21 protein-coding genes and 2 tRNA genes are annotated in these 21,556 nt (G+C 51.3%); 12 read left to right on the top strand and 11 right to left on the bottom strand.

Features of this window, described 5'->3' with window-relative positions; genetic code table 11:
• Positions 1–29: 29 nt before the first annotated feature.
• From A7098_RS12615 to A7098_RS12600, 3 genes are all read left to right on the top strand, one after another.
• Positions 30–323: a co-chaperone GroES gene (locus A7098_RS12615; RefSeq protein ID WP_001026276.1), complete on the top strand. Its 294-nt coding sequence runs from the start codon at positions 30–32 to the stop codon at positions 321–323.
• Between the two features lie 43 nt (positions 324–366).
• Positions 367–2,013 carry a chaperonin GroEL gene (gene groL / locus A7098_RS12610; RefSeq protein ID WP_000729121.1) on the top strand — a complete coding sequence of 549 codons (1,647 nt, stop codon included), beginning with the start codon at positions 367–369 and terminating at the stop codon, positions 2,011–2,013.
• A gap of 137 nt (positions 2,014–2,150) precedes the next feature.
• Positions 2,151–2,504: a DUF4156 domain-containing protein gene (locus A7098_RS12600; protein WP_000558209.1), complete on the top strand. Its 354-nt coding sequence runs from the start codon at positions 2,151–2,153 to the stop codon at positions 2,502–2,504.
• Positions 2,505–2,706: 202 nt separating this feature from the next.
• Here the strand turns inward: A7098_RS12600 and A7098_RS12595 are convergent, their stop codons facing one another.
• Together A7098_RS12595 and epmB are read right to left on the bottom strand one after the other, a co-directional pair.
• On the bottom strand, positions 2,707–3,576 hold the full coding sequence (locus A7098_RS12595) for a YjeJ family protein (protein WP_105280884.1): 870 nt from the start codon (positions 3,574–3,576) through the stop codon (positions 2,707–2,709).
• Between the two features lie 381 nt (positions 3,577–3,957).
• Positions 3,958–4,986, bottom strand: coding sequence for an EF-P beta-lysylation protein EpmB (gene epmB / locus A7098_RS12590; RefSeq protein WP_105280883.1), 1,029 nt, complete (start codon positions 4,984–4,986; stop codon positions 3,958–3,960).
• A gap of 41 nt (positions 4,987–5,027) precedes the next feature.
• Here epmB and efp point away from each other — a divergent pair, with 41 nt between their 5' ends.
• The 4 genes from efp (at position 5,028) to sugE (ending at position 6,523) form a co-directional block, all read left to right on the top strand.
• Positions 5,028–5,594, top strand: coding sequence for an elongation factor P (gene efp / locus A7098_RS12585; RefSeq protein ID WP_000257278.1), 567 nt, complete (start codon positions 5,028–5,030; stop codon positions 5,592–5,594).
• Positions 5,595–5,645: 51 nt separating this feature from the next.
• The gene (ecnA, locus tag A7098_RS12580) at positions 5,646–5,771 is read left to right on the top strand and encodes a lipoprotein antitoxin entericidin A (RefSeq protein WP_000977757.1); all 126 of its coding nucleotides are present in this window, start codon (positions 5,646–5,648) and stop codon (positions 5,769–5,771) included.
• Positions 5,772–5,882: 111 nt separating this feature from the next.
• On the top strand, positions 5,883–6,029 hold the full coding sequence (ecnB, locus tag A7098_RS12575) for a lipoprotein toxin entericidin B (RefSeq protein WP_000239596.1): 147 nt from the start codon (positions 5,883–5,885) through the stop codon (positions 6,027–6,029).
• 176 nt (positions 6,030–6,205) lie between these two features.
• Positions 6,206–6,523: a quaternary ammonium compound efflux SMR transporter SugE gene (gene sugE, locus A7098_RS12570; protein WP_000118487.1), complete on the top strand. Its 318-nt coding sequence runs from the start codon at positions 6,206–6,208 to the stop codon at positions 6,521–6,523.
• Here sugE and blc read toward each other — a convergent pair.
• From blc to frdA, 6 genes are all read right to left on the bottom strand, one after another.
• Complete coding sequence (blc, locus tag A7098_RS12565) at positions 6,520–7,053, bottom strand: lipocalin Blc (RefSeq protein WP_001238383.1); 534 nt, start codon at positions 7,051–7,053, stop codon at positions 6,520–6,522. The two genes, sugE and blc, sit on opposite strands and share 4 nt — an antisense overlap.
• Before the next feature lie 88 nt (positions 7,054–7,141).
• Positions 7,142–8,275, bottom strand: coding sequence for a BlaEC family class C beta-lactamase (locus tag A7098_RS12560; RefSeq protein ID WP_032226438.1), 1,134 nt, complete (start codon positions 8,273–8,275; stop codon positions 7,142–7,144).
• 62 nt (positions 8,276–8,337) lie between these two features.
• A complete protein-coding gene (frdD, locus tag A7098_RS12555; RefSeq protein WP_010344911.1) occupies positions 8,338–8,697 on the bottom strand; it encodes a fumarate reductase subunit FrdD in 360 nt (119 codons plus the stop codon).
• Positions 8,698–8,707: 10 nt separating this feature from the next.
• Positions 8,708–9,103, bottom strand: a complete 396-nt coding sequence (frdC, locus tag A7098_RS12550) for a fumarate reductase subunit FrdC (RefSeq protein WP_000208757.1) — start codon at positions 9,101–9,103, stop codon at positions 8,708–8,710.
• A gap of 10 nt (positions 9,104–9,113) precedes the next feature.
• Positions 9,114–9,848 carry a fumarate reductase iron-sulfur protein gene (gene frdB / locus A7098_RS12545; RefSeq protein ID WP_000829498.1) on the bottom strand — a complete coding sequence of 245 codons (735 nt, stop codon included), beginning with the start codon at positions 9,846–9,848 and terminating at the stop codon, positions 9,114–9,116.
• Positions 9,841–11,649, bottom strand: a complete 1,809-nt coding sequence (gene frdA / locus A7098_RS12540; RefSeq protein WP_105280882.1) for a fumarate reductase (quinol) flavoprotein subunit — start codon at positions 11,647–11,649, stop codon at positions 9,841–9,843. Before frdA ends, frdB begins: the two co-directional genes overlap by 8 nt.
• Positions 11,650–11,973: 324 nt before the next feature.
• Between frdA and epmA the strand changes: the two genes are divergently transcribed.
• On the top strand, positions 11,974–12,951 hold the full coding sequence (gene epmA / locus A7098_RS12535; protein WP_000004775.1) for an elongation factor P--(R)-beta-lysine ligase: 978 nt from the start codon (positions 11,974–11,976) through the stop codon (positions 12,949–12,951).
• 217 nt (positions 12,952–13,168) lie between these two features.
• Positions 13,169–14,671, top strand: coding sequence for a glutamate/gamma-aminobutyrate family transporter YjeM (yjeM, locus tag A7098_RS12530; RefSeq protein WP_024212636.1), 1,503 nt, complete (start codon positions 13,169–13,171; stop codon positions 14,669–14,671).
• Between the two features lie 149 nt (positions 14,672–14,820).
• Here yjeM and mscM read toward each other — a convergent pair whose 3' ends face one another.
• The 3 genes from mscM to rsgA form a co-directional block, all read right to left on the bottom strand.
• Positions 14,821–18,144, bottom strand: coding sequence for a miniconductance mechanosensitive channel MscM (gene mscM / locus A7098_RS12525; protein WP_001236786.1), 3,324 nt, complete (start codon positions 18,142–18,144; stop codon positions 14,821–14,823).
• Positions 18,145–18,165: 21 nt separating this feature from the next.
• A complete protein-coding gene (gene asd / locus A7098_RS12520) occupies positions 18,166–19,134 on the bottom strand; it encodes an archaetidylserine decarboxylase (RefSeq protein WP_000934903.1) in 969 nt (322 codons plus the stop codon).
• 96 nt (positions 19,135–19,230) lie between these two features.
• Positions 19,231–20,283 carry a small ribosomal subunit biogenesis GTPase RsgA gene (rsgA, locus tag A7098_RS12515; RefSeq protein WP_105280881.1) on the bottom strand — a complete coding sequence of 351 codons (1,053 nt, stop codon included), beginning with the start codon at positions 20,281–20,283 and terminating at the stop codon, positions 19,231–19,233.
• A gap of 95 nt (positions 20,284–20,378) precedes the next feature.
• Here rsgA and orn point away from each other — a divergent pair, with 95 nt between their 5' ends.
• The 3 genes from orn (at position 20,379) to A7098_RS12500 (ending at position 21,442) form a co-directional block, all read left to right on the top strand.
• Positions 20,379–20,924, top strand: a complete 546-nt coding sequence (gene orn, locus A7098_RS12510; protein WP_001275617.1) for an oligoribonuclease — start codon at positions 20,379–20,381, stop codon at positions 20,922–20,924.
• A 210-nt stretch (positions 20,925–21,134) separates the two neighbouring features.
• Positions 21,135–21,210, top strand: a tRNA-Gly gene (locus tag A7098_RS12505).
• A gap of 156 nt (positions 21,211–21,366) precedes the next feature.
• Positions 21,367–21,442, top strand: a tRNA-Gly gene (locus A7098_RS12500).
• Positions 21,443–21,556 lie beyond the last annotated feature (114 nt).

Below are 21,556 nucleotides of genomic sequence, written 5' to 3'. Positions count from 1 at the left end.
ATACGGACTTTCTCAAAGGAGAGTTATCAATGAATATTCGTCCATTGCATGATCGCGTGATCGTCAAGCGTAAAGAAGTTGAAACTAAATCTGCTGGCGGCATCGTTCTGACCGGCTCTGCAGCGGCTAAATCTACCCGTGGCGAAGTGCTGGCTGTCGGCAATGGCCGTATCCTTGAAAATGGCGAAGTGAAGCCGCTGGACGTGAAAGTTGGCGACATCGTTATTTTCAACGATGGCTACGGTGTGAAATCTGAGAAGATCGACAATGAAGAAGTGTTGATCATGTCCGAAAGCGACATTCTGGCAATTGTTGAAGCGTAATCCGCGCACGACACTGAACATACGAATTTAAGGAATAAAGATAATGGCAGCTAAAGACGTAAAATTCGGTAACGACGCTCGTGTGAAAATGCTGCGCGGCGTAAACGTACTGGCAGATGCAGTGAAAGTTACCCTCGGTCCGAAAGGCCGTAACGTAGTTCTGGATAAATCTTTCGGTGCACCGACCATCACCAAAGATGGTGTTTCCGTTGCTCGTGAAATCGAACTGGAAGACAAGTTCGAAAACATGGGTGCGCAGATGGTGAAAGAAGTTGCCTCCAAAGCTAACGACGCTGCAGGCGACGGCACCACCACCGCAACCGTACTGGCTCAGGCTATCATCACTGAAGGTCTGAAAGCTGTTGCTGCGGGCATGAACCCGATGGATCTGAAACGTGGTATCGACAAAGCCGTTACCGCTGCAGTTGAAGAACTGAAAACGCTGTCCGTACCGTGCTCTGACTCTAAAGCTATTGCTCAGGTTGGTACTATCTCCGCTAACTCCGACGAAACTGTAGGTAAACTGATCGCTGAAGCGATGGACAAAGTCGGTAAAGAAGGCGTTATCACCGTTGAAGATGGTACTGGTCTACAGGACGAACTGGACGTGGTTGAAGGTATGCAGTTCGACCGTGGCTACCTGTCTCCTTACTTCATCAACAAGCCGGAAACTGGCGCAGTAGAACTGGAAAGCCCGTTCATCCTGCTGGCTGACAAGAAAATCTCCAACATCCGCGAAATGCTGCCAGTTCTGGAAGCTGTTGCAAAAGCAGGCAAACCGCTGCTGATCATCGCTGAAGATGTTGAAGGTGAAGCACTGGCAACTCTGGTTGTTAACACCATGCGCGGCATCGTGAAAGTCGCTGCGGTTAAAGCACCGGGCTTCGGCGATCGTCGTAAAGCAATGCTGCAGGATATCGCAACCCTGACCGGCGGTACTGTAATCTCTGAAGAGATCGGTATGGAGCTGGAAAAAGCGACCCTGGAAGACCTGGGTCAGGCTAAACGTGTTGTTATTAACAAAGACACCACCACCATCATTGATGGCGTGGGTGAAGAAGCTGCAATCCAGGGCCGTGTTGCTCAGATCCGTCAGCAGATTGAAGAAGCAACTTCTGATTACGACCGTGAAAAACTGCAGGAGCGCGTAGCGAAACTGGCAGGCGGCGTTGCAGTTATCAAAGTAGGTGCTGCTACCGAAGTTGAAATGAAAGAGAAAAAAGCACGCGTTGAAGACGCCCTGCACGCGACCCGTGCTGCGGTAGAAGAAGGCGTGGTTGCTGGTGGCGGCGTTGCGCTGATCCGCGTAGCGTCTAAACTGGCTGACCTGCGTGGTCAGAACGAAGACCAGAACGTGGGTATCAAAGTTGCACTGCGTGCAATGGAAGCTCCGCTGCGTCAGATCGTCCTGAACTGCGGTGAAGAACCTTCTGTTGTTGCTAACACCGTTAAAGGTGGCGACGGCAACTACGGTTACAACGCAGCAACCGAAGAATACGGCAACATGATCGACATGGGTATTCTGGATCCAACCAAAGTTACCCGTTCTGCTCTGCAGTACGCAGCTTCTGTGGCTGGCCTGATGATCACCACCGAGTGCATGGTTACCGACCTGCCGAAAAACGATGCAGCTGACTTAGGCGCTGCTGGCGGTATGGGCGGTATGGGTGGCATGGGCGGCATGATGTAATTGCCCTGCACCTTGCAGAAATAAAGAAACCCTCAGGCAGAAATGTCTGGGGGTTTTTCTTTTGGTCATCTTTCTAGTATAAGATTCAGACACGGACGACACGAGTTGCGTCCAGCTCATTGATTATGGGGAATAACATGCACGTAAAATACTTAGCAGGGATTGTCGGTGCCGCGCTACTGATGGCGGGTTGTAGCTCCAGTAACGAATTGAGTGCTGCCGGTCAGAGTGTGCGCATTGTTGACGAGCAACCAGGTGCAGAGTGCCAACTGATTGGTACTGCGACAGGTAAGCAAAGTAACTGGCTTTCCGGGCAACACGGTGAAGAAGGCGGTTCTATGCGCGGCGCAGCAAACGATCTGCGCAACCAGGCGGCTGCAATGGGCGGTAACGTGATTTATGGCATCAGCAGCCCGTCGCAGGGAATGTTGTCCAGTTTTGTCCCGACGGATAGCCAGATTATCGGTCAGGTTTATAAGTGCCCGAACTGATGTGATCCAGAGGCTGGATGACAAACGTGTAATTGCCTGATGCGCTTCGCTTATCAGGCCTACATCGGGCATTGCAACTGATTGAATGCTCGAGAATTTGTAGGCCAGATAAGGCGTTTACGCCGCATCCGGCATGATCAACGATCACGTTATCAGTAATTTCAGGCTGGAGGGCTCCAGCCTCGCATTCAAAAAGATGAGATTATTTCGCCTGTGGCGCGGCCTTGCTGATGGACTGAACTCGTAAGTGATGTATTGCGCGTAAGCATTGATCCTGAGTCAGTGGTTGGGCGTTATTTGCTGCTACTGTACGAACGTAGACCTGAGATGGCACACCCGCGAGTTTTTTCAGCCGTGGGCTGAAATCAAGCATCCGGCGTGTGATAGCCTCAATTTCTTTACCCGCTGTCGCTTCACGCGTTTTCACCACCGCGCCGCTAAATTGTTCTTTACCACTTTCATCTTTAAAGCGATAAAGCACCGCCAGATAATGGCTAAACAGATTATGTTTCCATTCCGGCTGAGAATAGGTGTCATATTCCAGATTGCCATTGTCCTGGCAGTCGACGTCATATAACGGCAGGAAATCTAATAGCGATGTAATACGCAATGCCAGTTCACGCATTTCAGCATTATTAATTGCATGAATGATTGCTCGCGCCAGCATTTCAATCTGCAACTCATTGACAATTAATTCACATTTGCTGCCATCATGCAGAGTTAATGTGAATGTGAGATTTTCGCCCTGGTTATCGGTAAGTTCCAGCGTGTTAACCCGGCGATTAATATCGGCATTTTTAAGCTCATCAACCAGAATTTCTGGGATATTCTCTGCCATTTTCTTCATGACTTTATCGCGAGCCTGCTCATACTGAATACGTGTATCAGCATCCAGTTTATGCTTTTGATGCAGACGACTTTCCAGCGCAATCAGCAGGTCTCGCAGTTCCATGACAGACATAAAGAATAACGACTCTTTATTGCGAGGCTCTTTAATTTTCAGTGCCAGTGCAATGAAATCATTACTTTTGCGAATAACACCGGTATTAACACCCTTGATGCTTATGGCCATGTAGGTTCTCCCTAACCATTTCTCAATAAAATAATTAATTTTAATTAATAAGCCAGATAAATGAGCTTGGTAGTAATAGTTGTTAAAATAACATAAATAGCCGTGCTCACTCTATATAAACAGAAAAGAAAGGTTAATTATTGGTGTTGGCTATATAAAAAGTAAAAATAGCAACGTAAATGAATAATTAAAGGTTATGCAACGGGCAAAGATTAAACTTCTCTGTTTAGTGACCTGTCTCTGTTCTCGTGTTCGTTGCTCTTGGCGGATGCGGCGTAAATGCCTTATCCCGCCTACAGCTCATTGAGTTTCAATGCACAATGTAGGCCTGACAAGCGAAGCGCATCAGGCAATTTTCTGTTTAACTTCCCTGTTAATCAGTTACTGCTGGCGTAGCTGGAGATCCAGAGGCGTTTTGCTGGGTTCACCGCCAATCTCGCGCGCCAGTTTCGGCACCAGATATCCCGACACCAGTGTCAGTAACTCACGCATAATCTGCCGTGCTTCATCATCACTCACCATAAAATGCGCCGCGCCCTGCACTTTATCGAGCACATGCAGGTAATAGGGCATCACGCCCGCATCGAACAACGCATTACTCAGGTTTGCCAGCGTTTGCGCGTTATCATTCACGCCACGTAACAGAACGCTCTGGTTCAGCAAAGTAACGCCCACGCGGCGCAACTTAGCCATTGCCTGACGGAATGTTTCATCTACCTCATTGGCATGGTTGATGTGATTCACCAGCAAGATTTGCAACGTAGAACGGGCAAAGCGTTCAGCCAGCGACTCTGTGATGCGCGCCGGGATCACAATCGGCAGACGGCTGTGAATCCGCAGACGTTTGATATGCGGGATCGCCTCCAGTTGCGTCAGCAGCCAGTCCAGCTCGTGATCTTTCGCCATCAGCGGATCGCCGCCGGAGAAAATAATCTCGTCCAGTTCCGGATGCGCCGCAACATACTCAAGCGCCGCCTGCCAGTTACGCTTGTTGCCCTGATTTTCGGCATACGGGAAGTGGCGACGGAAACAGTAGCGACAATTTACCGCGCAGCCGCCTTTAACCAACAGTAGCGCCCGGTTGTGATATTTATGCAACAAACCAGGAACTACGCTGTGCTGTTCTTCCAGCGGATCGGTGGAGAATCCGGGTGCGACGACAAACTCATCTTGCGAGGTAAGTACCTGACGCAAAAGTGGATCGTCAGGATTGCCTTTCTCCATGCGATCGATAAATGAGCGGGGCACGCGCAGTGCAAACAGCTTTTTGGCGCTGTGTCCGGCCAACAGTTTTTCGTCCGCGTCTATATTCAAAAGGCGCAGAAGTTCATCAGGATCGGTCACAACATCGGCAAGTTGCGTTAACCAATCTTCTCTGGATGGGGTATTTAGGGTTACAATATGCGCCATTTTGTGGCTTAGCTACCAATTAACAAATTTCAGAGGGCCTTATGGCAACGTACTATAGCAACGATTTTCGTGCTGGTCTTAAAATCATGTTAGACGGCGAACCTTACGCGGTTGAAGCGAGTGAATTCGTAAAACCGGGTAAAGGCCAGGCATTTGCTCGCGTTAAACTGCGTCGTCTGCTGACTGGTACTCGCGTAGAAAAAACTTTCAAATCTACTGATTCCGCTGAAGGCGCTGATGTTGTCGATATGAACCTGACTTACCTGTACAACGACGGTGAGTTCTGGCACTTCATGAACAACGAAACCTTCGAGCAGCTGTCTGCTGATGCAAAAGCAATTGGCGACAACGCTAAATGGCTGCTGGATCAGGCTGAGTGCATTGTAACTCTGTGGAATGGTCAGCCGATCTCCGTTACTCCGCCGAACTTCGTTGAACTGGAAATCGTTGATACCGATCCGGGTCTGAAAGGCGATACCGCAGGTACTGGCGGCAAACCGGCTACCCTGTCTACTGGTGCTGTGGTTAAAGTTCCGCTGTTCGTACAGATCGGCGAAGTCATCAAAGTGGATACCCGCTCTGGTGAATACGTCTCTCGCGTGAAGTAATGCGGTTGTGGTGCGGCCTGCTGGCTGCACCATCACTTATTCAGGTCAGAGATGATGAAACGCCTTATCGTTCTTGTTTTGCTTGCCAGCACGCTGCTTACGGGCTGTAACACCGCTCGGGGGTTCGGCGAAGACATCAAACATCTTGGTAATTCCATCTCCCGCGCTGCCAGCTAATTTATTCTTCACTTCCGAAAAATCATCAGATTTCCGTCATTTTTGGTGATGTTGTCTATTATTAATTTGCTATAGGCAAACACAAATAACATTACCTAAAAGGAAGACGTTATGGTTAAGAAGACAATTGCAGCGATCTTTTCTGTTCTGGTGCTTTCAACTGTATTAACCGCCTGCAATACCACGCGCGGCGTTGGTGAAGACATTTCTGATGGCGGTAACGCGATTTCTGGCGCAGCGACGAAAGCGCAGCAATAAGCAATAACGGTACGGCAGATTTGTCGTGCCGTTTGTTTTTCTCGGCGGTAATCACTGTCGTAACCGTTGAAATTTCCTCTTAAATCGGCAAAATACCTCCTTCACCATCAGCTTTGCAGGACGACCTGCAAACGCTTCTTTTCACCGGGGACGGCCCCAAATCTCCGGAGCCTGATATGTCCTGGATAATCTTAGTTATTGCTGGTCTGCTGGAAGTGGTATGGGCGGTTGGCCTGAAATATACGCACGGCTTTAGTCGCCTGACACCAAGCGTTATTACCGTGACGGCGATGGTTGTTAGTATGGCGCTACTTGCCTGGGCGATGAAATCGTTACCAGTAGGGACGGCTTATGCCGTGTGGACGGGAATTGGCGCAGTCGGGGCGGCGATTACCGGCATTGTACTGCTCGGTGAGTCCGCTAACCCGATGCGCCTGGCGAGTCTGGCGTTAATCGTACTGGGGATTATTGGTCTGAAACTTAGCACCCATTAACTGCCGGGTTGCTGTACCCAAATAAACTTACTGACATCAAACCCTTCCCGGGTCGCGACTGCCAGCATCTCCTGTTTAACTTCGTCAGAAATGGTTGGGGTGCGAGAGAGAATCCACAGGTAATCGCGATCCGGGCCACAAACCAGCGCATGGCGGTACTCCCGATCTAGCGCAATGACGTTATAGCCGCCATAGAAAGGGCCAAAGAACGACACTTTCAGCGCGGCGCGATGCGGGTCTCCCGTAAAGTACGCTTTTCCTTCGCTTTGCTGCCACATCTCTCTGTCCGGATTATAACCCTTGTTGATGACATTCAGGCCGCCGTCATCCCGCAGGCTATACGTCGCAGTCACTTTCTCCAGCCCGCGTTCAAAACGGTGATCAAAACGGGCAATCTCATACCACGTACCCAAATAGCGTTTGGTATCGAAATTATTTACCACAGTAACGCCACGAGGCGGTGTGGGAGAACTACAGGCAACGACCAGAAATGCCGCAGTCGCTGCGGCAACGAGAGGGAGCAGGCGCATAGATGTTTCCTTACTGGTTTTTTTCTAAGTGTAGATGACAGCAAGGAAAAGCGGATAAAAGGTCCGAAAATTCGAACCATCTGCGTTGTTATTGCAAAGCGTTGAGAATCTGCCAGGCGGCAGCGACTCTCGCTGGATTGGGATAGTTTTTGTTAGCCAGCATCACAATCCCCAGCTCTTTCTCTGGAATAAATGCGATGTAGCTACCAAATCCGCCGGTCGCGCCTGTTTTATGTACCCATGATGCTCGTACCGCAGGGGCGGGGGGCGTAATCGCTTTTACTGGTCGTGCTGCCAGCGCAATTTTACTGTCGCTGCCATTAATGATGCTGTCTGGATCTACCGGCCAGTCGAGCATTTCCCAGCCCAGACCTTGATACATGTCGCCAGTTTGCCAGTAGCGTGACTGCGCCAGCTGGATACCTTGCTGAAGTGTTTTGTCGTTGATATCACGGGGATTCATATTGCTCTGCGCCCAGCGAGCCATATCTTCAATGGTTGATTTCACACCGTAAGCTTCAGCATCTAACGCCCCTGGCGAAACATGCACGGCCTTGCCTTCGCGATATCCCCAGGCGTAATTTTTTTCTTCTGCGGGCGGCACATTAATCCACGTATGGGTGAGTTTGAGTGGTTGAAAAACACGAGTTTGCATCGCCTGTTCAAAGCTCAAACCGGATGGTTTCACTGCCAGCGCGCCGAACAAACCGATGCTGGAGTTAGCATACAGACGCTGTGTTCCTGGTGCCCAGGTGGGTTGCCAGTTTTGATAGAAACGTAGCAAGTCGCCTGAGGACTTCACTTCATCGGGCACCTGTAACGGCAGCCCGCCAGCGGTGTAGGTTGCAAGATGTAATAGCGTGATTCCGTTCCACTGTTTAGCAGTAAGTTCAGGCCAGTATTTTGTCGCGGGATCGCTTAGGTTGATTTCCCCTCGTGCAATAGCGTCGCCACCGAGCACACCCGTAAATGTTTTGCTGACCGAACCTAACTCAAACAACGTTTGCTGTGTGACGGGCTGCTTTTTTGCTACGTCCGCATAGCCCCAGGTAAAGTAATAAGGTTTACCCTGATAAATCACCGCCACCGCCATGCCAGGGATTTTGTGTTGCTCTATAAGCGGAGTCATTGTGCGATGCACAATATCGTTGAGCTGTTGGGGGGCGGAGAGTGCGGAGCAAGAAGCGGTAATTAATAAGGCGCAGAGCGTCGTTTTGAACATAGGGTCTGGTTTCCATACAAAACGGCCCGCCATAGGCGGGCCGGATTTACATTGGTGATGCGTTAGATTGTAACGATACCAATCAGCGTGACAACTGTCAGGATAGCAGCCAGACCGTAGAAAACCCATTTGCCCGCAGGCACGTGGATTTTCAGATCGTGCATCGCGTGATGCATACGGTGTAAACCACACCACAGCGGCAGGACGATCATCAGGAACAGGAATACGCGACCAATGAAGCTCTGTGCAAACGCCAGAATGCGCTCATAGCTCAGTGCATCGCCCGGAAACAGGCCCAGTGGTAGCAGAATGCCAACCAGCAGGATCATCACCGGCGCAATGATGGCGCTCCACATACCACCGGCCCCGAAGAGGCCCCAGAATACCGGTTCGTCAGAACGCTTTGGATTTGGATTAATCATCTCAGGCTCCTTACCAGTACAGGGCAACAAACAGGATTACGATGGTGGCAACCACAGTTACCGCCCAGAGACTTTTGATAATTGGCTCTGGTCCCATTTTTTCGTCTTTTACAATGATATTGGCCGCTTTCGGTGCCAGTTCAAACCAGGTTTTGGTGTGCAGCAGAGCTGCCGCCAGAGTGATCAGGTTAATGATCACAATAACCGGGTTTTGTAAAAAGTCGACGAATCCCGCCCAGGCTTCCGGGCCATTTTTCAGGGCAAACAGCCCGAAAATCAGTTCAATGCTGAACCACACAGCCGGAACCGCCGTGCCTTCGCGCAGCATGTAAAAGCGATAAAACGGCAATTTTTTCCACCAGGTGGACGTCATTGGCCGTACATACGGTTTACGTTTAGTCGTCATGTTGCACTCCTTAGCGTGGTTTCAGGGTCGCGATAAGAAAGTCTTTCGAACTTTCTACTTTGCCCTGCTGAATGGCCGCAGCCGGATCGACGTGTTTCGGGCAGACTTCGGAGCAGTAGCCCACGAAAGTACAGCTCCATACGCCGTTCTGGCTGTTCAACTGCGCCATACGCTCCTTCTTACCGTGGTCGCGGCTATCTTCGTTATAACGATGCGCCAGCGTAATGGCAGCCGGACCGATGAACTCTGGGTTCAGGCCAAACTGCGGGCACGCGGCGTAGCACAGACCACAGTTGATGCAACCGGAGAACTGGTGATACTTCGCCATCTGCGCCGGGGTCTGGATGTTAGTACCCTGATCCGCAGTGCGGGAGTTGCCGATGATGTACGGTTTGATCGCTTCCAGACTTTCGATGAAGTGGGTCATATCGACGACCAGATCGCGTTCGATCGGGAAGTTAGCTAACGCTTCAACCTTCATACCGTCGGTGTAGTCACGCAGGAAGGTTTTACATGCCAGTTTCGGTACGTTGTTAACCATCATGCCGCAGGAACCACAAATCGCCATACGGCAGGACCAGCGGTAGCTCAGGTCTGGTGCCAGGTTGTCTTTGATATAGCCCAGCGCATCCAGTAATGAGGTGGTTGCGTCATAAGGCACTTCGTAGAATGCGCTATGCGGTGCGGTATCGACTTCCGGGTTATAGCGCACCACCTCGATTTTCAGGTTCTTCATCTCAGCCATTCGCCTTCTCCTTCTTATTGGCTGCTTCCGCCTTATCGGCTGCATCCGCTTCGCCACCGTAAACGCGTTTAGCTGGCGGCAGCGTAGTAATCTTCACGTCGCTGTACTCCAGGCGGGTAGTGCCATCAGCATCGCGGAAGGCGAGGGTGTGTTTGAGGAAGTTGACGTCGTCACGCTCGGTGCAACCTTCGTCCAGACGCTGGTGTGCGCCGCGAGATTCTTTACGCGCCATTGCGGAGTGCGCCATACATTCAGCAACGTTCAGACCGTGACCCAGTTCAATGGTGTAGAGCAGGTCGGTGTTGAACACGCTGGAGGTATCGGTGATGCGCACGCGCTTGAAGCGTTCCTGCAGCTCTGCCAGTTTGTCGATGGTTTTCTGCATCAGTTCCGGTGTACGGTAGATACCGCAACCTTCTTCCATGGACTGACCCATTTCGTCGCGGATCTTCGCCCAGTTTTCGCCGCCATCCTGGTTAACCAGATCTTTCAGACGCTGCTCAACGCCAGCAACCTGGGCATTGATTGCCGCATCGTTGCCATTACCGGCGGTAGATGCGCGTTCCATAGCTTGCTCACCCGCCAGACGACCGAAGACCACCAGTTCTGCCAGCGAGTTGGAACCCAGACGGTTTGCACCGTGCAGACCAACAGAAGAACATTCGCCAACGGCAAACAGACCTTTAATACGGGTTTCGCAGTTCTGATCGGTTTCGATACCGCCCATGGTGTAGTGTGCGGTCGGACGTACCGGAATCGGTTCTTTAACCGGATCGACGCCAACGTACGCTTTCGCCAGTTCACAGATGAACGGCAGACGTTCGTGCAGTTTTTTCTCGCCCAGATGACGCAGGTCGAGATAAACCACATCGCCACGTGGCGTGGAGATGGTGTTACCTTTACGCCATTCGTGCCAGAAGGCCTGAGAAACTTTGTCGCGCGGACCCAGTTCCATATATTTGTTTTTCGGCTCGCCCAGCGGCGTTTCCGGGCCCATACCGTAGTCTTGCAGATAACGGTAGCCGTTTTTGTTGACCAGAATACCGCCTTCACCACGGCAACCTTCGGTCATCAGGATACCGGAACCTGGCAGGCCGGTCGGGTGATATTGAACGAATTCCATATCACGCAGCGGAACGCCATGGCTCAGCGCCATACCCATACCGTCACCAGTTACGATACCGCCATTGGTGTTGTAGCGATATACACGACCCGCACCGCCGGTTGCCATGACTACCGCATTAGCGCGGATCTGTACCAACGTACCTTCCATCATGTTCATGGCTACCAGGCCGCGAACATGACCATCATCGACCAGAATATCCAGCACGAAGTGTTCGTCAAAACGCTGGATCTGCGGGAATTGCAGAGAGGTCTGGAACAGCGTGTGCAGCATATGGAAGCCGGTCTTATCGGCGGCGAACCAGGTACGCTCGATTTTCATGCCGCCGAAGCGACGTACGTTGACGCTACCATCCGGGCGACGGCTCCATGGGCATCCCCACAGTTCCAGTTGGATCATTTCGGTTGGGCAGTGGTGGACGAAATAATCCACGACATCCTGCTCACACAACCAGTCGCCACCCGCTACTGTATCGTGAAAGTGATATTCGAAGCTGTCATGATCCTGCGCGACAGCGGCGGAGCCCCCTTCAGCGGCAACAGTATGGCTGCGCATCGGGTATACTTTTGAGATTAGTGCGATTTTTGCATTTGGATTTGCCTGCGCGGCAGCAATTGCAGCACGTAATCCCGCGCCACCGGCACCTACAATGGCAAGATCGGCTTGAAAGGTTTGCACGACATTCCTCCAGATTGTTTTTATCCCGCAGCACCGTACTTCAGGGTAAGTATCTGAAAGTTACGGCCTGCGAACGCTATTCCACTGCTCCTTTATAGGTACAACAGTATAGTCTGATGGATAAGTCTGAAATTTGACGAGATCGATTTTTTTAGCGTGCCAGGGGGCTAAATTATCACTGAAGATGATTAATTTAATTACTAAACCATCATATTGCGGTTTTTTTAGTCGCCGTCCACCGTTGATTGATTCCTGCGTAAAATTTGTCTCGCCGCCGCGTTGCGAGTAGACTTCGTGCCCTTGTTAAAAACTGGAGATTTTACTATGAGCGAAACGGCATCCTGGCAGCCGAGCGCGTCTATTCCTAACTTATTAAAACGTGCGGCGATTATGGCGGAGATCCGTCGTTTCTTTGCCGATCGTGGAGTGCTGGAGGTGGAGACGCCTTGTATGAGCCAGGCAACGGTAACCGATATTCATCTGGTCCCGTTTGAGACACGTTTCGTTGGCCCCGGACATTCGCAGGGGATGAATCTCTGGTTAATGACCAGTCCGGAATACCACATGAAACGCCTGTTGGTGGCCGGTTGTGGTCCGGTATTCCAGCTGTGCCGCAGCTTCCGTAATGAAGAGATGGGGCGTTATCACAACCCTGAGTTTACTATGCTGGAGTGGTATCGACCGCACTATGATATGTACCGGTTGATGAACGAGGTGGACGATCTTCTGCAACAGGTGCTGGACTGCCCGGCAGCAGAAAGCCTCTCTTATCAGCAAGCCTTCTTGCGTTATCTGGAAATTGATCCGCTCTCTGCTGATAAAACGCAGTTGCGGGAAGTGGCGGCAAAGCTGGATCTCAGCAACGTTGCAGATACCGAAGAAGATCGCGACACGCTGCTGCAACTGTTGTTTACCTTTGGCGTGGAACCGAACATTGGTAAAGAGAAACCAACTTTTGTGTACCATTTTCCAGCCACTCAGGCATCACTGGCACAAATCAGTACCGAGGATCATCGGGTCGCAGAACGCTTCGAGGTCTACTACAAAGGTATTGAGCTGGCGAATGGTTTCCATGAATTGACGGATGCCCGTGAACAGCAACAACGCTTTGAACAGGATAACCGTAAACGTGCGGCACGTGGTTTACCGCAGCATCCGATAGACCATAACCTGATCGAAGCTCTTGAAGTTGGTATGCCCGACTGTTCCGGCGTGGCGTTAGGTGTTGACCGCCTGGTGATGTTAGCACTGGGCGCGGAGACACTGGCAGAAGTGATCGCCTTTAGTGTTGACCGGGCATAATTCTGAAAAATTGGCTAAAATCCAACACAGAATGGCGTAGCTGGCGCCATTCTGTAGCATATGTTTTCATTTTTCCGCTAAAGCGCACAATTTAAGACTGGATGTTTGCTATCATCCAGGTATCAATTCTGTTTTAGTTTTATTGTTGCCCACCAATCGGTGGGTAGTGCAGTTAGTTGGCGCGTTTAATATGCGCGCTGAAATGAAGGATGATTTCATGCCTCACACGATAAAAAAGATGAGTCTAATTGGACTCATACTGATGATCTTTACTTCAGTATTCGGTTTTGCGAATAGCCCTTCGGCTTATTATTTAATGGGATATAGTGCGATTCCGTGGTATATATTTTCTGCATTATTATTCTTTATTCCATTCGCCTTAATGATGGCTGAAATGGGGGCTGCCTATCGCAAAGAAGAGGGCGGTATCTATTCCTGGATGAATAATAGCGTTGGGCCACGTTTTGCTTTCATCGGCACATTTATGTGGTTTTCCTCTTATATCATTTGGATGGTGAGTACCTCCGCTAAAGTCTGGGTGCCGTTTTCTACTTTCCTCTATGGTAGCGATATGACCCAGCACTGGCGCATTGCTGGGCTTGAGCCTACGCAGGTGGTTGGGCTGCTGGCTGTAGCATGGATGATTCTGGTTACCGTCGTTGCCTCGAAAGGGATTAATAAAATTGCCCGTATTACTGCGGTGGGCGGTATTGCAGTAATGTGTCTTAATTTAGTATTGCTGTTAGTAAGCATTACTATTTTGTTATTAAATGGTGGGCATTTCGCGCAGGATATTAATTTCCTGGCATCACCGAATCCGGGATATCAGTCCGGTCTGGCGATGTTATCTTTTGTCGTATTTGCCATTTTTGCTTATGGCGGAATTGAGGCTGTAGGTGGGCTGGTAGATAAAACGGAAAACCCAGAAAAGAACTTTGCTAAAGGTATTGTTTTTGCCGCTATTGTTATTTCAATCGGTTATTCGTTAGCAATATTCTTATGGGGCGTCAGCACTAACTGGCAGCAGGTATTAAGTAATGGTTCTGTTAACCTTGGTAATATTACTTATGTGCTGATGAAGAGCCTGGGGATGTCTCTGGGTAATGCACTGCATTTATCACCTGAAGCGTCATTGTCGCTGGGCGTATGGTTTGCGCGTATTACCGGACTTTCCATGTTCCTCGCCTACACCGGTGCGTTCTTTACGCTTTGCTACTCACCACTGAAAGCGATTATTCAAGGGACGCCGAAAGCCTTGTGGCCGGAGCCGATGACGCGCCTGAACGCCATGGGGATGCCATCCATTGCTATGTGGATGCAGTGTGGGTTGGTTACTGTCTTCATCCTGCTGGTTTCCTTTGGCGGTGGCACCGCATCGGCGTTCTTTAACAAGCTGACGCTGATGGCGAACGTTTCCATGACCATTCCATATCTGTTCCTCGCGCTGGCTTTCCCGTTCTTTAAAGCGCGTCAGGATCTTGACAGACCGTTTGTGATTTTCAAAACGCATATGTCGGCAATGATCGCGACTGTGGTTGTTGTACTGGTGGTGACATTTGCGAACGTCTTCACCATCATTCAGCCAGTGGTTGAAGCCGGAGACTGGGACAGCACATTGTGGATGATTGGCGGGCCTGTCTTCTTCTCGCTGTTAGCGATGGCGATTTACCAGAACTATTGCAGCCGCATGGCGAATCAGCCTCAGTTAACTTTAGATTGATTATCTGCAATAACAACTCATCGCCAGTCCGGCGATGAGTTGTCAGGAAGAAATGCGTTATGGATGATACTCTCCGGAGCCGGAGATAACTGAAGATGAAGTTAAGCTGCTAAATTAGCCACGTTGGCGTCATTTGGCAGCTTCACACATTACAAACTTCCTGCCTGGCGGCGTCTACCCGCAGAAGTTAATGTCCTTCCCGTTTGTTTACCGTTCAGACTTTCCAGACGCATCTGGAAAGGCGGGAATGGCATATCGATACCGTGGGCGTGGAAGCCTGCCAGAATCAGCTGGTGGATCTCATGGCGTAGCGGCATACGGTGACCCATCTCAGCGGCGTAAATACGCAGCTCGAAAATCTGAATCCCCTGTTGCAGATCCACCAGGAAGACTTCCGGTGCCGGATTGTCGATCACCAGCGAGCAGCGACGTGCTGCGGTGAGCAGGATCTCCGTCACTTCTTCACTGTTGGCATCGGCAGGAGCCGGAATCGTCAATACCACGCGCGTGACCGAGTCAGAGAGCGACCAGTTGATAAACTGCTCGGTAATAAATGCCTTGTTCGGCACGATAATCTCTTTACGATCCCAGTCGCTGATGGTGGTGGCGCGGGTGTTAATTTTCGTCACGCTACCAGTGAGATCGCGAATCGTCACCGTATCGCCAATGCGAATCGGTTTTTCGAACAGGATAATCAGGCCAGAGATAAAGTTGGCGAAAATCTCCTGCAAACCAAAACCGAGACCAACACCGAGCGCAGCGACCAGCCACTGCAATTTCGACCACTCAATACCAATCATCGAGAAGCCGACCAGCCCGCCAATCAGCATCAGCAGATATTTGGTGATAGTGGTGATGGCGTAGCCCGTACCCGGCGTTAAATCGAGGTGCTGCAAAATTGCCAGCTCCAGCAGCGCGGGTAGGTTGCGCACAAGCTGCGTGGTGATAATAAATACCAGAATGGCAATCAGCACCGCACCGAGGGTAATCGGTTCCAGACTTTCCACGCCCTGCACTGTTGATGTGACATCCCATAGCGAAATATTTTCGAGGAAGCCAAAAGCAGAATGGATTTCTGACCACAGCACGATGACCGAAAGCAGGGCGATCAGCATCAGGATTGAACGCACCAGCCGCAAGGATTGCGCGCTGATAGCATCGAGATCGACTTCGCTTTCATCGACTTCAATTGCCCCTTCCGGGCTACTGTGATGATGCGCTTCTTCTTCGCCACGCGCACGTTGCGCTAACATCTCTGCCCGTCGATGCTTCGCCCGGTCAAACGCCAGCCTGCGGCGCTGGATCAGCATCCAGCGGCGGATAACGTGATAAACCACCAGCAACAGGAACCAGATGGCGACCGACGTTTCCAGCCTTGCCAGCAGAGCTTGCGCCGTTGCCAGATAACCCACCGCAGCGGCGAGAATAGCGACCAGCGGCGCGCCAATCATCATGTTCCACAACATATGGTTGGCAATATTGTCACCGCTACCTTCTTTGTTGAGATACAGCGGGATACCGGCTTTTTTCAGGCTGAGTGTGACTACCGCCAATGCACCGCAAATGAGGATAAAGCAAAGACGGCCCAGCGAACCGGAAAACTCGCGGTCGTCGAGATTATCGAACATCATCAGCGCCATAATCAGCGGCACAATAAGCCCGATGCTCATCAGATAGTAGCGCATCCCACGGGAAACCCGTTCGCGCGGCCAGCCAAAATGAGCGATAAACAAGCCGTTCGGGCGGGCAAAGGTGGCGCAAATCATCACTACCCACAGCAATGGCACGGTGGCCGTAACGCCATCGCCAATCGCCACCGCCAGCGGATAAGGCCACGCCTCGCGCAGCCCGTAGCCGAGCGTCATCCACAGCACTGGCAGCGGTGACGCGACGAGAATCGACCAGAAAAGAGTGCGTAACGTCAGCCAGAAGTGATCCTGAGTCACTTTGCCGACTTTCGCCGCTGAACGTTCAAGAAAACGGGTGAAATAGCGGCGCGAGTAAATACTGCAACCGACCAGAATCAAAGCGCCAAACAGTGGCAAAATCGTCTCTTTGCTGGTCAGCATCATCATGGTGGCTTTACCCAACTGACTGAAGGTGTCCAGCGAGATCAGACGGCGTAGATCCTGGGCGATTTCCAGCGGCCAGGCGATGGTCATCGGGCGCACGTCAGAAGTCCAGAACAGATAGCGGTGCGTCGCTTCATTGACCTCTTTCAGTGCATCTTCCAGTTGTCCGTTGGAGACTTTCAGCTTGGTCAGTTCAAGCAGTAGCGTGTCGCCACCCTGGAGTAAGGAGTTCAGTAACTCACGCTGAGTGCGTAGCTGTGCTTCCAGAATACGGTTTTGCTCGGCGGTCAGCGGCTGACCGTCGGCCTGATGGATTTGCCGTAGCAGCGGCTGTTTATTGAGGAGATCCTCATAACGTAACCGTTGCACGCGCAACTGCGCCATTTCAGTATCCAGTTGCTGCGGTTTGGGCATTTCCGGCAGTCGTGCCACTTGTGCCCGCAGTGCTTCGCCGAGCAGGTTTGACGAACCCAGCCATTGTGATTGTTCGCGTAGCGTATTCAGCGCCTGCCGAACCTGCAACGTCTGGCTGGTAGCCTGACGTTGCTGTGAAGCGACGAGATCCATCCGCTGCGCCTGCTGATTCAACGCCGCCGACAGCTCGCGGTTAATTTTGAATTGAGCGACGATATCTTTCGGCAAATCGGCACTGCTTTCTGCCAGTAATTCGGTGCTTTCCAGCGCCCGTTCCGCTTCCAGTTGGCGTTGGCTATTCAACTGGTTACGCAATGCCTGCAAATACGCATCCAGTTGTTGACTCTCTTTTTCTGCCAGTGCCGAACGCAGACGCGCCAGTTCCTGACGATTATTGGCAGAAAGTTGCGCCAGTTCGAGTTCATCGACCAATGACTTCAAACGCGCGGAGTCGGCCTGCAACGCGAAATTTTGCGCCTGATTAAGCGGACTATTTCCCGTGAGTGTTCCCAGACGGCGCTCGATTTCATTCAACTGGCGGCGGGCGTCGGTTTGCTGTTGCGGTAGTTGGTTTAGTGAATCCGCAATCTCGCGGGCGCGCTCCTGTTCTTGCTGAGCCTGACGGCTTTTATCCAGCAATTGACTACTGACCTGGAGAATTTCCTGATTCAGCGCGTCGGTAGACATCCCCGGCGACACGCTGCGCGGCTCATCACGCATGTTGTTCAACTGCGCGCGCAGAGTAGCGGAGAGTTTCGGATAATTATCGATAACTTGCTGATATTGCTTGATGCGCTCAAGGGAGCTTTTTTGCTCCTCAAGCGCATTTAAGGCGGACTGGAGCGCCTCTACGACTTCTGGCTGCGCGGGCTTCGCCGCTTTTGCCTGCTCCAGTTCTTGTGAGATTTGTTTACTATCGGGGGCCGTCGCGGCGTACGCCCCCCAACTGAGGCACCAGGCCATCAGAAAAGTGATAATCAGGCGCACGTCAGCGTTTCCTTTGATGGATTAGACCTGGTCTTTTTTGTCGTCAACCAATGGGCTGGCGTCGTGTTCTGCCTCGATCTCTTCAGCAGGAAGCGGGGCTGGTTCAGCTTCTGGCGTAACAAAGGTTTCGGTAGATACTGCCAGCGGCTGACCAATTTTCGTGACAGACAGGCTTGCCAGTTGCTCAACCAGATTCACTTTACCTGGCGCAAACAAGTTGATAACGGTAGAGCCGAGTTTAAAGCGACCCATTTCCTGGCCTTTCAGCAGTGCCACCGAACCGTCGTTTTCCCCGGCAGGCCAGGTCCAGCGTTTGATGATGCCTTCGCGCGGCGGCGTAATGGTGCCAGCCCAGACAGTTTCAATGCTGCCAACAATCGTCGCCCCGACCAGAATCTGCGCCATCGGGCCAAATTCGGTATCGAACAGGCAGATTACGCGTTCGTTGCGGGCAAACAGATTTGGCACGTTCTGGGCAGTGAGATGGTTAACGGAGAAGAGATCGCCCGGCACGTAGATCATCTCACGCAGGATACCGTTGCATGGCATATGTACGCGGTGATAGTCACGCGGGGAGAGGTAAGTGGTCACAAACGTACCGTTACGGAAGAGATCCGCCATCAGGTAGTTACCCGCCAGCAGGGCTTCGAGGCTGTAGTTGTGGCCTTTCGCTTGCAAGATTTTATCTTCTTCGATTTTACCTAACTGGCTAATAACGCCATCGGCAGGCATGACCAGGACATTGGGATCGGTATCGATTGGGCGCACATCGTCACGCAACGGACGGACAAAAAATTCGTTAAAGGTGCGGTAACTGGCGGTGTCCGGTTTCTGCGCCTCTTTCATGTCGACCTTGTAGTATTTAACGAACAGATCGATAACCAGTTTTGTCAGCCATCCTGCCCGCTTGCTTGCGCCCCAACCCGCCAGGCGAGTAAGCCATAGTTTTGGCAGAATGTACTGTAGCGAAAGTTTAAATGAATTTAACAAGGTAGCCTCCAGGCCATTGTTTTGTCGTTCCTGATCCGGCGTTCATGCCGGATCCTGAAAAAAAGGGGACGATTCTAACGACGGTTAGCTTAATTGTCAGTCATCCGTATCAGAAAAGTTTTTACGCGTTTTTACCTGCGCCATGCTTTCCAGAATACGGTGATAGTTTTCGAAACGAGTTTCCGCGATTTTCCCCTCATCAACCGCTTCACGGATTGCGCAGCCCGGATCGGTATCGTGTTTGCAATCGCGATATTTACACAGGCCTAAGTAATCATGAAATTCGACAAAGCCTTGAGTGATTTGTTCCGGCGCCAGATGCCAGAGGCCGAATTCACGCACGCCAGGGGAATCAATCACATCGCCTCCGTGCGGGAAGTGATACAGCCGGGCAGCAGTGGTGGTGTGCTGACCGAGACCGGAGTTATCTGAGACATCGTTGGTCAGGATCTCTTTTTGCAGACCCAGCAGCGCGTTAAGCAGACTCGATTTGCCGACGCCGGACTGTCCGGCAAAAATGCTGATGCGCCCGGTCAACGCCTCTTCCAGCGGTTTCAGCCCATCCTGAGTATGACTGGAAACCATCAATACGCGATAACCGATATTGCGGTAGATATCCATCTGTTCGTTGACGAATGCCATGCCTTCGTCGCCCAGCAGATCTATCTTGTTGAGCACAATAATCGGCTCAATCTGCAAGGTTTCGCAGGCCACCAGGTAACGGTCGATAATATTGAGCGACAGCTCCGGCAAAATGGCGGAGACAATAACAATCTGGTCGATGTTGGCGGCAATAGGTTTCACGCCGTCGTAAAAATCCGGGCGCGTCAACACTGAGGTGCGCTCATGTACTGCTTCCACGATCCCTTTGACATTTACGCCTTCCGCCGCCGGTTTACCCGGACGCCAGACCACGCGATCGCCGGTCACCAGCGAACGGATAGTACGGCGAATATTGCAGCGGTGAACTTCGCCGTCTGCGGATTCCACATCAGCGTGCATACCAAAACGGCTGATGACGATACCTTCATCAGGCTCGCCAAACAGATTGTCGTCGTAATCGGGCTTCTCCTTAGACGTTTTAAGACGACGCTGGTGATTGGCGTTCACACGGCGCTGTTGGCCTTTGGAGAGTTTATTTTTACTCAATCGTACTGACTCCTGGTCGCCCCTGATGGGCAAAACATCTATGATACACGCAATTGTGGATCAATATAGTCACTGTGAATGGGTGGAAAAATAGCATGAGTGCCAATGAAAACAACCTGATTTGGATCGATCTTGAGATGACCGGTCTGGATCCCGAGCGCGATCGCATTATTGAGATTGCCACGCTGGTGACCGATGCCAACCTGAATATTCTGGCGGAAGGGCCGACCATTGCAGTACACCAGTCTGATGAACAACTGGCGTTGATGGATGACTGGAATGTCCGTACCCATACCGCCAGTGGGCTGGTGGAGCGCGTGAAGGCGAGCACAATGGGCGATCGCGAAGCAGAACTGGCGACGCTCGAGTTCTTAAAAGAGTGGGTGCCTGCGGGGAAATCGCCAATTTGTGGTAACAGCATCGGTCAGGATCGTCGCTTCCTGTTTAAATATATGCCGGAACTGGAAGCCTACTTCCACTACCGTTATCTCGATGTCAGCACCCTGAAAGAGCTGGCGCGCCGCTGGAAGCCGGAAATTCTTGATGGTTTTACTAAGCAGGGGACGCATCAGGCGATGGATGATATCCGTGAATCGGTGGCGGAGCTGGCTTACTACCGCGAGCATTTTATCAAGCTGTAAAACTTTGCCCGGGCACGTAACCGCCGGAATCCACTTGTGGCGGCGTGGGTTTGGCGCTAAATTGAACGTCTTGCTGATAATTTCAGCACTTGAGTTAAAAACTCAAAAAAAATTTTTTAGGGGGGTTGCAGAGGGAAAGATTTCTCGTATAATGCGCCTCCCGTAACGACGCAGAAATGCGAAAATTACGAAAGCAAAATTAAGTAGTACGCGGGAATAGCTCAGTTGGTAGAGCACGACCTTGCCAAGGTCGGGGTCGCGAGTTCGAGTCTCGTTTCCCGCTCCAAAATTTGAAAGTGTTGTAAAGCACAGACCACCCAATCGCAGTATTTCGAATTGCGACAAGGCGGCAACTGAACGAATCCTTGGGAGCTTACAAAAGTAAGTGACTAAGATGAGTGAAGGCAGCCAAGGCAGTAGCGGTTCGAAAGACGAAGATTAAGCGGGAATAGCTCAGTTGGTAGAGCACGACCTTGCCAAGGTCGGGGTCGCGAGTTCGAGTCTCGTTTCCCGCTCCAAAATTTGAAAGTGCTGTAAAGCACAGACCACCCAATCGCAGTATTTCGAATTGCGACAAGGCGGCAACTGAACGAATCCTTGGGAGCTTACAAAAGTAAGTGACTAAGGTGAGT

The organism is Escherichia sp. MOD1-EC7011 (assembly GCF_002965005.1).
GTDB classification, from domain to species: domain Bacteria; phylum Pseudomonadota; class Gammaproteobacteria; order Enterobacterales; family Enterobacteriaceae; genus Escherichia; species Escherichia ruysiae.
The sequence above is the reverse complement of the archived record's forward strand: the minus strand, read 5'-3'. Positions and strand labels throughout refer to the sequence as shown.

Bases quoted from the DNA above. Each gene is read 5' to 3' on its own strand.
- A7098_RS12615 (WP_001026276.1), top strand. From the start codon at position 30: ATGAATATTCGTCCATTGCATGATCGCGTGATCGTCAAGCGTAAAGAA.
- groL (WP_000729121.1), top strand. From the start codon at position 367: ATGGCAGCTAAAGACGTAAAATTCGGTAACGACGCTCGTGTGAAAATG.
- A7098_RS12600 (WP_000558209.1), top strand. From the start codon at position 2,151: ATGCACGTAAAATACTTAGCAGGGATTGTCGGTGCCGCGCTACTGATG.
- A7098_RS12595 (WP_105280884.1), bottom strand. From the start codon at position 3,576: ATGGCCATAAGCATCAAGGGTGTTAATACCGGTGTTATTCGCAAAAGT.
- epmB (WP_105280883.1), bottom strand. From the start codon at position 4,986: ATGGCGCATATTGTAACCCTAAATACCCCATCCAGAGAAGATTGGTTA.
- efp (WP_000257278.1), top strand. From the start codon at position 5,028: ATGGCAACGTACTATAGCAACGATTTTCGTGCTGGTCTTAAAATCATG.
- ecnA (WP_000977757.1), top strand. From the start codon at position 5,646: ATGATGAAACGCCTTATCGTTCTTGTTTTGCTTGCCAGCACGCTGCTT.
- ecnB (WP_000239596.1), top strand. From the start codon at position 5,883: ATGGTTAAGAAGACAATTGCAGCGATCTTTTCTGTTCTGGTGCTTTCA.
- sugE (WP_000118487.1), top strand. From the start codon at position 6,206: ATGTCCTGGATAATCTTAGTTATTGCTGGTCTGCTGGAAGTGGTATGG.
- blc (WP_001238383.1), bottom strand. From the start codon at position 7,053: ATGCGCCTGCTCCCTCTCGTTGCCGCAGCGACTGCGGCATTTCTGGTC.
- A7098_RS12560 (WP_032226438.1), bottom strand. From the start codon at position 8,275: ATGTTCAAAACGACGCTCTGCGCCTTATTAATTACCGCTTCTTGCTCC.
- frdD (WP_010344911.1), bottom strand. From the start codon at position 8,697: ATGATTAATCCAAATCCAAAGCGTTCTGACGAACCGGTATTCTGGGGC.
- frdC (WP_000208757.1), bottom strand. From the start codon at position 9,103: ATGACGACTAAACGTAAACCGTATGTACGGCCAATGACGTCCACCTGG.
- frdB (WP_000829498.1), bottom strand. From the start codon at position 9,848: ATGGCTGAGATGAAGAACCTGAAAATCGAGGTGGTGCGCTATAACCCG.
- epmA (WP_000004775.1), top strand. From the start codon at position 11,974: ATGAGCGAAACGGCATCCTGGCAGCCGAGCGCGTCTATTCCTAACTTA.
- yjeM (WP_024212636.1), top strand. From the start codon at position 13,169: ATGCCTCACACGATAAAAAAGATGAGTCTAATTGGACTCATACTGATG.
- orn (WP_001275617.1), top strand. From the start codon at position 20,379: ATGAGTGCCAATGAAAACAACCTGATTTGGATCGATCTTGAGATGACC.